Annotated in this window: 12 protein-coding genes and 1 pseudogene; 1 reads left to right on the forward strand and 12 read right to left on the reverse strand. The window is 38.0% G+C overall.

Annotated features, from left to right (window positions below):
• Positions 1-192 precede the first annotated feature (192 nt).
• From KE626_RS28195 to KE626_RS28230, 8 genes are all read right to left on the reverse strand, one after another.
• Positions 193-2241 (reverse strand): hypothetical protein, encoded by a 2049-nt coding sequence (locus tag KE626_RS28195; RefSeq protein ID WP_211976387.1) that lies wholly within the window; start codon positions 2239-2241, stop codon positions 193-195.
• 286 nt (positions 2242-2527) lie between these two features.
• Complete coding sequence (locus tag KE626_RS28200) at positions 2528-3565, reverse strand: relaxase/mobilization nuclease domain-containing protein (protein WP_211976389.1); 1038 nt, start codon at positions 3563-3565, stop codon at positions 2528-2530.
• Entirely contained in the window at positions 3562-3942 is a 381-nt protein-coding gene (locus KE626_RS28205) for a plasmid mobilization protein (RefSeq protein ID WP_211976391.1), read from the reverse strand. The genes KE626_RS28200 and KE626_RS28205 overlap by 4 nt, the downstream gene beginning before the upstream one ends.
• Before the next feature lie 122 nt (positions 3943-4064).
• Positions 4065-4961: a toprim domain-containing protein gene (locus KE626_RS28210; protein ID WP_211976393.1), complete on the reverse strand. Its 897-nt coding sequence runs from the start codon at positions 4959-4961 to the stop codon at positions 4065-4067.
• Between the two features lie 275 nt (positions 4962-5236).
• Positions 5237-5650 carry a hypothetical protein gene (locus tag KE626_RS28215; RefSeq protein WP_211976395.1) on the reverse strand — a complete coding sequence of 138 codons (414 nt, stop codon included), beginning with the start codon at positions 5648-5650 and terminating at the stop codon, positions 5237-5239.
• A gap of 275 nt (positions 5651-5925) precedes the next feature.
• Positions 5926-7017 (reverse strand): Fic family protein, encoded by a 1092-nt coding sequence (locus tag KE626_RS28220; RefSeq protein WP_211976397.1) that lies wholly within the window; start codon positions 7015-7017, stop codon positions 5926-5928.
• Between the two features lie 372 nt (positions 7018-7389).
• Positions 7390-8013 (reverse strand): hypothetical protein, encoded by a 624-nt coding sequence (locus tag KE626_RS28225; RefSeq protein WP_211976399.1) that lies wholly within the window; start codon positions 8011-8013, stop codon positions 7390-7392.
• A gap of 1 nt (position 8014) precedes the next feature.
• Positions 8015-8497, reverse strand: coding sequence for an RNA polymerase sigma factor (locus tag KE626_RS28230; RefSeq protein ID WP_211976401.1), 483 nt, complete (start codon positions 8495-8497; stop codon positions 8015-8017).
• 368 nt (positions 8498-8865) lie between these two features.
• Between KE626_RS28230 and KE626_RS28235 the strand changes: the two are divergent.
• Positions 8866-9114 (forward strand): annotated as a pseudogene (locus KE626_RS28235) (IS256 family transposase); the annotation flags it as partial.
• Positions 9115-9344: 230 nt separating this feature from the next.
• Here the strand turns inward: KE626_RS28235 and KE626_RS28240 are convergent.
• From KE626_RS28240 to KE626_RS28255, 4 genes are all read right to left on the reverse strand, one after another.
• Positions 9345-10106: a hypothetical protein gene (locus tag KE626_RS28240; RefSeq protein WP_211976404.1), complete on the reverse strand. Its 762-nt coding sequence runs from the start codon at positions 10104-10106 to the stop codon at positions 9345-9347.
• Positions 10107-10410: 304 nt separating this feature from the next.
• Complete coding sequence (locus KE626_RS28245) at positions 10411-10737, reverse strand: DMT family transporter (RefSeq protein ID WP_211976406.1); 327 nt, start codon at positions 10735-10737, stop codon at positions 10411-10413.
• 75 nt (positions 10738-10812) lie between these two features.
• Positions 10813-11376, reverse strand: coding sequence for a Crp/Fnr family transcriptional regulator (locus KE626_RS28250; protein WP_211976407.1), 564 nt, complete (start codon positions 11374-11376; stop codon positions 10813-10815).
• A gap of 99 nt (positions 11377-11475) precedes the next feature.
• On the reverse strand, positions 11476-12063 hold the full coding sequence (locus KE626_RS28255) for an acyl carrier protein (RefSeq protein ID WP_211976408.1): 588 nt from the start codon (positions 12061-12063) through the stop codon (positions 11476-11478).
• Positions 12064-12069 lie beyond the last annotated feature (6 nt).

Genomic DNA, 12069 nt, shown 5'->3' on the forward strand with positions numbered 1-12069 from the left:
AAGCGAAACAAAACACTAAGAAATATAAGATAGATTATCTTGATAGACAGGCTATTCTTGACCGGGCTAAAGAGCTAAAAACATCAAAATTTACGGAAATCCTCAAAGACTACTACCTTAAAGAAATAGCTTAACCTTTAACTACTTTATTATTTTCATATAAGGAGACAATATCCTATTTAAAGATTAAAACTAGTCATCCTCAACTTTCAATAATTCCAATTCTTTAGGGTACCTAGTCCGTTCTTCATACTTTGCAATACCGGATTCATTAAAATGTTTCTGAGCCAACCCGGCAATAATAAATCCTGGAAGCAATAAATACAGGGCTGTGGTTACGATAGTAAGCGGCCAATTTGATTTAACATAATTCAAAATTACATCCATAATCTTCGGATCATTGGGGTTTGTTAACCAGATAATAAAATAAATTAAAATAGGAATACATATTGCTAGGGCAAAGTAAATCCACTGCCGAATACGCCACCAAAGTACTCGTCTTCTTAGATATTTATCTCGTTTCTCCTGGATATGCTTATTTTGAATTATAATTTTCTCCCTCTTCAATCTTGTAACAGCCCCCGATAATTCAGAATTTGCTTCGATTGTTTCATTTAACTTAGCCCTATCCGCATCTATTGTTTTCCGTTCACGTTCTAAGTCTTCAGTTCTAAATTTAAAAGAAGCAACTAAAGTATCAATAAGCTGTTGCTGATTTGCTTCCTTCTGCTTTTGTAGCTCAACGATCCCCTGCAACTTATCAACAAACTCTTTTTCATCTTCTTCTGCGATACTATTCAACTCCTCTAACTCGGTGAATGACCTTATTGCGATACTCCTTGAGATATACACTATATCCTCATCCTTAATTTTTTCTTTTGCGTACTTACGAATATTGTCTTCCAATTCCTTAATGACTGCACCATGTGGTAAAGCATCGTTAAGTGTGGAAGAAACGAGTCTAAATAATCCAATATTAGCCATCTCACTAACCCCTAAGGCGCCTTTTATAATCGGCGATGAAAGCCACAGCATATTGAGTAGGTCTTCCGCTTTTATCATAAGCGGAAGATGACCATTTGAAAAGTTAAGAGACCTTCTTCTACTCGAATTATTTACAAACCAACAATTAACTTTAGAAAACTCGTGAATATTTTTCTTTCGCTTATCTTTTACGTAGGCTAAACATGTTGCATCATGTAGCGCTGCAAATGATGTATGTCTAACTTCCTTTAATTTTTCGTAATCATCAGAAAATTTTGCTGTATTCTCATACTTGTCAACATTAGGGATAAGTATTATGTTCTCCTTTTCCAATAAATTTGGTACTTCCTGTCTAATTCTCTCAAGATCAATTTTGGTCAAATTTCTACGATGGCAAGCATTATAGATATCTTCAGGATCTACCAACCTACTAAAAAAAGTAGAGTCAAACATATCTACTTTAACTTTTAACAACTGATCTATTTCTCTTAATGTTATTTCTAATACAGTGTATTTATACCCCAGCCGACTACCAAGTTCCAATAATTTCTTGCAATTAATTGTTGATCCTGAGGTATTTAAATCTAATAAACTTATGATAAAATTTGTATCTAACACTAATTCCACTCCCTTAGTAAGGGTTTTAGGTTCATACTCTAAATATGTAGAAAGTATTGAGCCTATATAAACAGATTGAAGCACTCTATATAAGCCTGGGACTGATCTTAAAAAATTTACAAACCTAGCCTCTACTGTATTATCAGTTGCTTCAACTTGGTATTTTTTATTAATATATTTACCTAATGAATATTTACCTTCCTCGATAAAGGTATAAATTGATGAACTAGGTTTATCTATACCCTCTTCTTTAAGGAAATCCTGATAGATTTCCTCTAAGGAAAGAATCTCGCTCTCTTTTTTGGCTTGTTCTTCGTTGTAGTCATCAAAAACATATTCTCTTATAAGAAAAGAGCCATCAAGGTGAAACTTCGCTTTTGTTTTTTCAGAGGTATTAACTTCCTTTTCAATTTTCTCCAATATTTTCCTTAATATAGGGTCGGGCATATCGAGTCCAGTATCACCACTGACAAATTCTTTAATTTCGCTTAAGTCCTCTCCCCTAAATTTTCCACTAGCACACATCCTGGCCAACCCCCTTTTTACGATAGGCACAAAAATATCCTCGAAATTGTTAGAAATTACACCAGTATTGTAAATATGTGCTAATAGACTATAGGTGACTATTTGTTTATTCATATGGGGTTGCTCAATTATTTATTTCATAAATTTAAAGGAAGGAAGAGTATCTTATCTATAGTTTCTGTCTGACACTTCATTACCTTATCCTTATTAGGAATTTAAATATTAACTATCATTTGTTGAGGGAATAATGCTTCTCTGTATCTAATAAGATATATTGATGTACATCCTCTACATTTATACTAATTACTCACACAACAGACAATGGTTTTCAAGTTAAGCAAAAAGTTAGAAAAAACGCTTCTTACAACAAACAAGTTTTATATTTTTTCAATAAGAGAAATTAGAAGTGTACCCCTTTTTTCCTAGCCTCTCTTTTTCTCCTTCTATTATATCCTTCCAAGGTTAGTTCATATGGCAGAAAACTAGTATAATGCTCGGTTTTAAGGAGCTCGTTTAACACATTAACAATTTCTTCTATTGCTAATGTGGAGGAAAAGTTTTTACTGGATTCCACTTCCATCTCAAACAGTCTCTGTGAAGCGTTAGGATCTTTCTGAATTATACTATTTCTAGCCCGCTCACATTTATTGTATCTCGTTATACTTGTATTTAACGTTTGCTTCAAGTTGAGTATTTTCTCTATCCGATATAACGGGAACCCTACTTCGCTACCTTTAATCTTCACTTTCTTACTGTCAATAAAGGCAATCCCTCGGCCTTTAAGAACAGTATAACCCAATTCTTTCATCCTTGCACCAAACTGATCAAAGCTGTTAACCTCAATCAAAGTTTGTCGTATATCCCTCTGTAGTTGGTCTTTCCTTGAATCATTCCGGGGTAATAGCCGCTCATTTGGAGATAAAAAAGGCTTTGGACTTAACACTTCTTGCAGATGATACTGCTTTTCTAATCTCCGGCAAAGAGCTGCCATCCGCTTATAACTATTACTATCGCTGGCTGCTTTTCCATCAAGGCCAACCCGATTAGCCACTAAATGTATATGCTGTTCTGTGGTATCCTTATGCAATACACAGATATATTGGTTATCGGCTACCCCGAATTCCTTCGCACATTCATGACCAATTTCCTCCAATTGATTCCGGCTAAGGGATTCACCTGGTGCCAGCCTGAGCGAAAAATGGAATACCGGCTTCTCTACCCGCCTACTTAATTTCGCCACATCTCTGAATTGTTGGGCCAACTCTTTAGGGTTGCCAAAGCACCGGTTATAGGATAAAATTTTGGCCCGGCCCTGATGCTTTAGGCCGTCTTTCTGTGAAAGATCGGCCTTTTGTTTTTCGGAAAAATCCTTTTTATCATTCAGGCAATATTGAATACAGCCCAGGAAAGAACTTCCCGTACCTACATAACCTATCATAGGAAATATGCTTTTATTTGTTCCGCCAATGCCTTTAGATCACCGGATTGTACTTTCAATTCCGATAGTTCTTTTAGGGATAATTGCTCTATTCCGTTCCTTATTCTGGCAATTTGATTGAGGTTAGCAGCAAGATGGTTTAGTGTACCGGTTAACTCTAATACCTCTTTAGGAAACACCTTTTCCCGTCTGTCAATTTTTCCAGCAACACCCATTTTCCGTAGGTATTCTGATATAGTTAGATTAGAAGCACTGGCTTTAGCTTCAATAATGGATCGTTCCCACTGATTACATTTAATAGCCAGGAATTGATCTTTTTTGATCCCTTTTGAGGGTCTGCCAACTTTCTTTTTGGTTTGTTTATTCTCCTGCGTCATAGTCAACTTCACTTTAGATTTTTGAATGCGATAGCATGAAAAAAGCTACTCACTGAATGCGGTAGCATGAGGTGAGCCAGTAGTTTTGGTTTTACCAAAACATAGCTGGCTGCCTAAGCGATTCAAAGCCTTTTACTTTTCCGGTAGCTTTCTTTTGGGGTGTGGTGATGGCTGACAAGCCAATCGTTGAAATCCTTATGTCCCTGATAAAAAATACTGCGATCTACATAGAGGCTACTATTCCAATTCAGGGCTAATTGGGTATTGGTGGTACCGGCGGCATCTCGATCCAGAAACAGTTGAATTTCCCCGTGCCGTTCCATAAGTGTGCGGCTCCTTTCAAAAAAAGAAAGTGAGTTAAGAACAAGACAATTTGACGGTAATACCGCACGATCAGAGGCTGCAACAAAAGACAGGAAACTAAAAAAGCCTTCAAATACGGAAACCTGTTCCATGCGGTTATTAATAAAGGTTACATCTTTGGGAGAGCTGCTGCCCTTAAAATGTTCGCTTCGCAGCTCATAGCCGCCGGCATCATTACGGAATCCGATTACAGTATGCTTCTTACCGTATAAGAGAAAATCCACCTCCTCACAAAAATGGCGGGCAACCTCCAGGTGTATTCGCCGTTTTTGAATATAGTCCAATAAGGCGGGGCTGGTCAACTGGCGGGTGGTTAGCAGTACAATTTTATCTTCTTTCTTTTCATTAGCAAAAGTAGTAGGCTGGTGAAAAGAAAAATCCGGGACACCACGTAAGGTCAAACGATGCAAAAGATCAGAAACGGAACAATTAAAGTATAGGATTCCAAAGTCTATAAGATTCCCTCCTTGGCCAATTCCATGGTCAAACCAGTTATTCTGCCGGCGGTTGATCTTAAAAGAAGGCGTTCGTTCTGTCCTTAGTGGGGATAAATACCAATAATCGTAATTATTAATCTTTTGGGGATGATGACCAAGGGTGGCCAGGTAATCAACCAGATCCAGCCGCTTGGCTTCTTTACATGATAACTTTACCATACTGCACAATTTTCAGGTTCACAAATGATCATATACAGAAAAGGCCCGCAGGCAGGGCTGTTTATTAAACAACCATGCTTGCGAGCCTCTTTAAATCTTCCATAAAAAAGTTCGAAAAACGTACCGAAGGGGTCACCTTAAAATAAAAGCCTTCAAGTCTTTGGATTTGAAGGCTTTTTTGTTCTCGTGTTTATCTTCCATTTTCATTCTCGACTTTTAAATGTTGATTACTAGCAACAAAACAAGTTTGAGTACATAAAAGCAATGACAACTAATTAGAGCGTATCCATATTTTTTATGAAAAAATTGCGATTCTTTTTCAACTCAATAAAACCACATTTCTTGTAGAAAGCGTTCAATTTCTTCTGGGCTTTCTGCTTTTGATTCTCCAGTAAATGCAACTCCATTTTTTCTTTTAGTTCTTTGCAATCCCCTAATACATGATCGCCTTCAAATTGTTTAGGAAAACTTTTTAAAACAATGAATCCACATTTACCTCTAAAATGCTCTATAAGTCCTTTTACTATTCTTTCCCCCATCCCATTATTTCTAAATTTTGGGAAAATGCCAAAATCATGAATGACTAAAATGTTTTGTTGAAAGGACTCCCCTATTTGGTCTATAATTTTATCATTAATTTCTCCAGTATCACAATCAATTATCGCCTCTCCTATTTCAATTGTGTTCATCGATCTATCGAAAGCATCAAAGATATTTATGCTATTATTGATTGCAAACGCCACATTGTAATAATGAAGAGCAAAATATCCAACTTTATCCTCCTTTCCTTCTCCGCCATCTTCCTTATATCAGCGTCTATCTCTTCTACACAACATGTTTCATCATCTGGATTGAAATTCAAAAGAACATTAGAACGATAATTCAGCCATAATAAATAATCCATTTCTATTCAAATTTGGAACAAATTAATAATATGTTGAAAAGCCTTCCTCTTAGTTTTGTGCTAATCCGTTGACAACAACTCCATCAATTTGTAATTAATAAAATAGGTTGTTCTCCCTATCTTTTGTGGTCTCACAATACCGGCATCTGACAATTTTTTCAGCCAACCGGAAGCTGTTTGTCGGTGAGCTATCTTTTTCGTTTCTAGCAAGTCGATTTTCAAATAAGGTAATGTAAACATCAACTCTAACAGATCACGACTAAAAGAGGAGCCTAAAACCTGTTTCATTCTTTTCTCCATTTCTCCTTTCAGTGAAAGTATGTTTCTTATTTTCTTTGTCGTTAGCTGCGCAGTTTCTATTATGGCGGTGAGCATGTACATAATCCAATCATGCCAATTCCCTTTTTCCGTTACTCCCCGAAGCAATTGATAATATTCGGCCTTGTATTTTACTATATATGAACTGAGGTATAAAACAGGTTGTGATAACAATTGCTGCTGCACAAGGTATAAACCATTTATAATACGGCCCGTCCGACCGTTACCATCTGAAAACGGGTGAATAGATTCGAATTGATAGTGTATCAAAGCCATCTTTATCAACGGGTCTAGCGGTGAAGCATCAGGATCGTTGATAAACCGTTCCAAGGCCGCCAGCTTTTCCCTTAATACGTCCTCACAACATGGCGGGGTATAGATTGTTTCGCCATTAATGGCATTTTTCAAAGCTGTACCCGGTGTACTTCTAATACCGGATCTATTTTGTTTGATGACCTGAACGATTTCAACCATCAGGTTCGTGAGTAATAGATTTTTTTGTGCCCGCATTTTTTGCAAACCATCATACAGCGCTTCCCGGTAGCTCAATACCTCTTTTGCTGCATGGGTGGCTATCCCTTCTTCCGTTGCAGCTTTATACAGTTCGTCCTGAGTGGTTACAATATTTTCAATAGCAGAACTGTCTCTACTTTCCTGGAGCGCAATTGTATTGATTAACAATTTGGGGTCTGGCAAAGAGGCGCAAAGGCCATTTAATTCACCCAAATACCGGGATGCTTTAGCAAGATGTCTTAGTATATCCTGAGACTCTATAAAATCAGCCGGGGGGAGATTTGGCAAGTCATTATAGGGTATATTTCTATTGTAAGCCATTATGTTGTTTTTTCACTTTAAATTCATCATTAACTTCCGATCTTATTGATTATTTCGACATCAACTATATTTAATGATGAAAATAATAATTTTTTTCGACATAAAAACTAAGCAATGCTGAAATACAGGCTATATAAGTGAATTAATGTCGAAAAATATTATTTCTTCATCATAAAACCTCCCGATAGTGGTAGGCTACTTCCCTCCTGGGGTCAGCTATCCAATTGCAATACCTGCAACCCTCTTTAAATCTTCCATCAAAAAGTTCGAAAAACGTAACGAAGGGGTCACCTTAAAGGACATTTCGGTTTTATGACTGGAATGTCCTTTTTTTATTTCTGACTACAGTTCTGTGTCGACACATCAAAATTGCTAACATTCCAAATTTTCCAAATTTTCCTCCAGCGATTTTAGCTTTTTAAAGAATTTAACTTTGTAATACCAATGACCACATATAAGTGATATAGCCGTTGCAAGCGCACAAGTTATAAAAATGGTTTGTATGGACGGATACCAGTATGTTATGAATAGTTTAATAACGGCATAATAGAACGCAGGATACAAAAACAGATAAATAACGTTAAACATCAAATAGAATCTTTTGAAACCCGTAATAGTCTGTTTAAGGGTCACCTTTATACTGTCACCATTGTACATAGTAAATATCTTTTCCTGCTTTTTATAAACCCATATAGTAACAATACAGTAAAGGACCATTATAATCAGGTATACTATAGTCGCCATAAAACCGGTCAGGCTGTGCAGGTAAATACCCTTAATTAGTTCAATAAGGACAACTGCGGCCAGTACACTAATAAAAAATTGGATAGTAAACTTGCCGATCTTTCTCCAATAAATACTTTTTGAATGCATTTCGCCTAATGTCTCTGTTGCGTTCATAATAATTTGCTTTAATTTTTCCGGTGAAATTTTTTGTTGTTGAAATTCTTTATCGTGGATAGTGTTCCAGTGCGTTTTAAATTCGTCTAGTTCCATATTATAAGTTGTTTACATTTATCGTCAATTTGGTACGTATTTTATTTAGCTTGAACCCAACATTTGATTCCGAAAGTCCCATCACCCCGGCAATCTCCTTATAGGAATAATCGTCCATATACAACATGATAATGGCTCGGTCCACCTCTGGTAGCTTTTTTATCGCCTCATACATTTTGAGTACCCGCTCGTTCTCTTCTTTATTGTCTATAGCAGCTATCTCAAACGCATTATTATCAAGATCAACAAATTTTTCCCGTTTAGTTTCTTTTCTACGCCGTGTTATAGCATTATTAAGGGCTATCCGGAAGATCCATGTTGAAACTTTTGAGTCGCCGTTAAACGAGCCATAAGCTCTCCAAAGCTGTAATACGATGTCCTGAAAAAGGTCCTCTTTATCCTCCCGGCTATTGCAATACATGTTGCAAACTTTTAGAATAAGGCCTTGGTTATTATTTATTAATAAAATGAACTGCTCTTTCAATTGCTGATATTTATATAATTAGTCGCATGGAATTGGAAAATCTTAGCGGATGTTAAATTAATTTTTTGCAACCAGTTATTTAGCTCCTTTAAGGACGGAAAGGGATTTTTCAATACGGGATATGCTATTGAACTTGGGTTAAACTGGAAAAGAGTATCTGTTTACAAAACGCGTATTAAGTGCAGTGGAAAGAGCTACGACGTGTTGCTCAATATGGAGGAGAAAGAGTTCACGCAGGAATTACTGATTTTAAAGGGAACAGGCTTCTGTTTAATGATTACTTCAAAAACCGCATCGTCCATTGGAGTGGCGGTATTACATAAAGTGTGTTGGTAAAAAGTTTTTTAACTTTAAACTGTCAACATAATATGGAAAAGCAAAATTTTGATCTCGAAGCCTTCAGGAAGCAAGCGGCGAGCCATTTGAAAAACGGAGATACGCTTTTGGGAAAAAACGGCGTGTTAACGCCGTTACTGAAAGAGTTCCTTAAGGGAGCCCCGGATGGCGAGTTGGAAGCGCATATTGAAGATGAAGGCGAGGCCAACCGAAAGAACGGTAAAGGCCGTAAGCAGGTAAAAAACGCCATCGGATCTGTGGATATTAACCCGCCACAGGATTGCAAAAAATTGAGGAACTGACTTTACATTTAATTCAACAGCAAAAGGAGATTGAAGCATTAAAAGATCGAATGAAAGTGCTGGATGCCAAGTAAAAAATTCCAGGCACTTGTACCAGCCTCTCCCCCGTTCTTAATTAACGAATTCCGTACAATTACCTGCTATTATTTATTCATGGAAAGCCTCTCCCCATTGGGAGAGGCTTTCCGTCATTATGCTGTTAACGCAGATTACTGGCAGAAAGGTACGCCGGGATACCCGTTAGCATTGCTGTTTACACCCATAAAGGTGTTGGTCAGGATATCGTAACGAGCATACTGAGTACCGTTAAAGATGTACAACTGCGGTGTAGGATAATGCCAGGTATCAACATAAGTTGCATTGAAGGTACTGAAAGGCACACCTGGATAACCATTGGCGATGCTGTTTACACCCATGAAAGTATTTGTCAGGATGTCGTAACGTGCATACTGCGTGCCGCTGAACAGATACAGTTGTGGCGTTGCATAATGCCAGGTATCTACATAGGCGGCGTCAATGGAGCTGAACGGAACACCAGGGTAACCATTCGCAATACTGTTAAGGCTTTGGTAGGTATTAGCCAGGATATCATATCGGGCATATTGATTACCGTTAAAAATGTACAATTGCGGCGTGGCGTAATGCCACGTATCAACATAAGCAGCATCGAAGTTACTGAAAGGCACACCAGGATAGCCATTGGCAATACCGTTAAGGCTTTTGTAGGTATTGGTGAGCACATCATAACGCGCATACTGATTGTCATGGAAAATGTATAACTGTGGCGTGGCGTAATGCCAGGTATCTACATAGGTAGCGCTATAACAGGAACCTGCTGCTTTGGCGCTGATGCCCGACTCCAACGTAGTGGGTGTTTCTGCAGATAATGAATCTTTCATGTTGCTTTTCTGGCAGGATTGGTTAACGAATGCCAGGGATCCTCCGAGGATCAATACAAACAGTTTTTTCATGCTTGAGGGATTGGGTTTAAATGAGTAAATAAAAGTTTTGCAGGATTATTAAATGCTGCTACATTAATAGGCCATATAAGGGATGTACATGGTTAACGAAATCACGATTTCAGTAAAACGAAACTATGCAAAAAACAGCGATAAGAACAAAAGATTTTTTACTGGATAAGCAGAAAATCGGGGGAAATATCAGCCTTCATATTCTCATTTAATCATTACTAGTTTGGTGAAGATCTAATACAGGTACATTATAATTTTCTGTCCCAAAAAACAAAGACAATAATATACCTGTAATTAACGAACATTAGTGTGACGCTGCTTTCAATCCAATGATAGAAGCTATCAATGTTATTATAAAAAACATCCTCCAAAAATGGGCAGGTTCATTAAAAATAAAGATTCCCATCAGGGCAGTACCTACTGCGCCGATACCTGTCCACACGGCATAGGCAGTTCCCAGGGGAAGGCTTTGCGTGGCTTTCATCAGTAAAAGCATACTGGCTACCAGTGAAAACAGGAAAGCACCGTACCACAAATACATAGCGGTGCCGGCAGACTCTTTCGCTTTTCCGAGGCTGGAGGTAAATGCTACTTCAAAAAGGCCAGCTATAATTAAAATAATCCAGTTCATGATCATCAATTTTAGGATAGCAAGTTCGCATCTTACCGGCAGCAAAAATTTTACAAATGATAAAAATTAGTTTGTCTATTTCAATCCGGACCTGATCCGGCTCAAGCTAACCTGCGTCATACCGAGGTAGGACGCAATATGACCAAGTTGTACCCGTTGCAGTAATTCAGGATCGGTTGCCATCAATTCCTTATACCGCTCCATGGCTGTTCTGCATTGCCTGAAAATAAGCCGTTCTTCTACTTTTATCAGCTCTTGTTCTGCAAATTTCCGTCCCCAATTTGCGATATGGATATCGTCATCGAACAACTTCCGGAGGTGCTCCGTGTTTAGTTCACGCATAACACATGATTCCAGCAGTTCTATGGTTTCATATCCTTTTTTGTTTTGAACATAATTCTTCATGGAAACGACGGCGTCGCCTTCCTTACCGAACCAGAATGTTATCTCTTCATCGCCAGGATTGGCATATGCCCGCACCATACCTTTCTCTATGAAGTACATTTTTGACTCTATCCTGTTTACCTTAAATAAAACATGTGCTTTAGGATAATTTACTTCGTAGATGTTTTCTTTTAGTAAGGCTTTCGATTTTTCCGGGAGCGGGTATATGTTGTCAATTATATCGTTTATGTGCATAAGGCATTCACATTGAGTAAGTGAATATACATATTATGAGGCCAAATCCGGCGTAAATCAGCACATTGAAAAGCAAAACCGGATTCATGGCTTTGCCGGTTAGTCTATGCCAAAATCACCTGTAAAAGACTTCTCCGGTGTTATTTCATAGTAATCAACACCTAATTTATCAGCTGTAATGCCCATAACAACAATTAAAATCTCATATTTTGTTTTGATACCAGTTTCGTCTATCAGCTCCTGAAAATTCGCGGCACATACCACCGCAATAAACTGTTCCACTGTAATAGCTTCCCAATCATAATCCGGTGCACGGTCGAAGATATTTTTCAGCATCCCGGCAAATTTATTACTGCGACTCCGCTGAGTATGTGGTACCGGCACCTCAAGCTGCAAACTATCTTTAAAAGACGCCCATTTCCCCTGATCATCCGGTGAAATATGGGTGGAGATCCTGTCAGCTAATTTTATCTCATCATCTGCCAAATACAACTGATGAATACTATCTGCTATCTGCTGAAAAATCAGGTCCCGAAGCTCGCTGCTATCATCCGGGACATCCAAATGTCCTGCCACCACATCTGCCATGTTTTGAACCGTCAAAATACCCTCCGCTTCCGCATCAGGAATCTGAATGCGGAAATAGTTTTCAACCGCTACCAATAACGCTACGCTGTCTAATCCCATGGCCAG

It is taken from the genome of Chitinophaga hostae (assembly GCF_018224885.1).
In the GTDB taxonomy this organism is placed as follows: domain Bacteria; phylum Bacteroidota; class Bacteroidia; order Chitinophagales; family Chitinophagaceae; genus Chitinophaga; species Chitinophaga hostae.

Bases quoted from the DNA above. Each gene is read 5' to 3' on its own strand.
- KE626_RS28250 (WP_211976407.1), bottom strand. From the start codon at position 11,376: ATGCACATAAACGATATAATTGACAACATATACCCGCTCCCGGAAAAA.
- KE626_RS28225 (WP_211976399.1), bottom strand. From the start codon at position 8,013: ATGGAACTAGACGAATTTAAAACGCACTGGAACACTATCCACGATAAA.
- KE626_RS28210 (WP_211976393.1), bottom strand. From the start codon at position 4,961: ATGGTAAAGTTATCATGTAAAGAAGCCAAGCGGCTGGATCTGGTTGAT.
- KE626_RS28245 (WP_211976406.1), bottom strand. From the start codon at position 10,737: ATGAACTGGATTATTTTAATTATAGCTGGCCTTTTTGAAGTAGCATTT.
- KE626_RS28200 (WP_211976389.1), bottom strand. From the start codon at position 3,565: ATGATAGGTTATGTAGGTACGGGAAGTTCTTTCCTGGGCTGTATTCAA.
- KE626_RS28220 (WP_211976397.1), bottom strand. From the start codon at position 7,017: ATGGCTTACAATAGAAATATACCCTATAATGACTTGCCAAATCTCCCC.
- KE626_RS28205 (WP_211976391.1), bottom strand. From the start codon at position 3,942: ATGACGCAGGAGAATAAACAAACCAAAAAGAAAGTTGGCAGACCCTCA.
- KE626_RS28240 (WP_211976404.1), bottom strand. From the start codon at position 10,106: ATGAAAAAACTGTTTGTATTGATCCTCGGAGGATCCCTGGCATTCGTT.
- KE626_RS28215 (WP_211976395.1), bottom strand. From the start codon at position 5,650: ATGAACACAATTGAAATAGGAGAGGCGATAATTGATTGTGATACTGGA.
- KE626_RS28255 (WP_211976408.1), bottom strand. From the start codon at position 12,063: ATGGGATTAGACAGCGTAGCGTTATTGGTAGCGGTTGAAAACTATTTC.
- KE626_RS28195 (WP_211976387.1), bottom strand. From the start codon at position 2,241: ATGAATAAACAAATAGTCACCTATAGTCTATTAGCACATATTTACAAT.